At 65.1% G+C, this 876-nt stretch carries 1 pseudogene; it reads right to left on the bottom strand.

The window, feature by feature from the left end:
* Nucleotides 1-16 precede the first annotated feature (16 nt).
* Nucleotides 17-735 (bottom strand): annotated as a pseudogene (locus D7X99_RS44160) (IS5 family transposase); the annotation flags it as partial.
* Nucleotides 736-876 lie beyond the last annotated feature (141 nt).

Here is an 876-nt window from a genome sequence, read left to right as displayed (position 1 = left end):
CTAGGGGGTGTCCCTAATTAAGCCAAAGCATCATGCAGGCCAGGTGGAGGACCGCCAGGTAGTTGGTGGCGGTCTTCTCGTAGCGGGTGGCCACGGCGCGGAAGCGCTTGAGGCGGTGGAACATGCACTCCACCTGGATGCGCAGCCGGTAGAGGGCGCGACTGTTGCGGCGCCGGTGGTGCTTGCGCGTTGGATTCATCGCGATGACGGGCCTCATTCCGCGCTCCCGGACGGCCTGCACGAGGTGGTCGGCGTCATAGCCGGCGTCGGCGATGAGCGCCTTGCCGTGCGCATACTGAATGAGGTGCTCGGCTTCAGTGACGTCGCCGCGCTGCCCAGGCGTCAGCGTCACTTCGAGCGGTTGGCCCTGGGTGGTGCACAGGGCGTGGACCTTGGAAGAAAAGCCTCCTCGAGAACGGCCCAGAGCATTGCATCGGCCCCCCCTTTTGCGCCCGCGGCGTCCTGATGCGCCCGGATGATGGTGGCGTCCAGCAGCGAGCCGACATCATCCACTTGCAACTGCAGCGACTTGAAGAGCCCCTCCCATACTCCTCGGGTCGCCCAGCGCCCGAAGCGGTTGTAGACCGTCTTCCAGGGCCCGTAACGCTCTGGCAAGTCACGCCAGGGTGCGCCCGTCTTCACCCGCCAGAGCACTGCATTGACGAACTGCCGGTCACCTTTCTTGGTGCGCGGCCCTCGTCGGGCAGGGATGAGTGGCTCAAGCTGCTTCCACTGCTCGTCCGTCAGCTCATGTCGGTGCACTCACCAGGGGTGCTCAGCTCTTCCTTTCCCTGCAAGCTCAACCCTGCCCACGGGGCTGGCGGCCGCTCGGCCTCCAGCACCTTTCTTCAGATAATTAGGGACACCCCCTAGGGC

It is taken from the genome of Corallococcus sp. AB032C (assembly GCF_003668935.1).
Taxonomy (GTDB): Bacteria; Myxococcota; Myxococcia; order Myxococcales; family Myxococcaceae; genus Corallococcus; species Corallococcus exiguus.
This window is presented reverse-complemented; position numbering and strand designations above follow the sequence as displayed.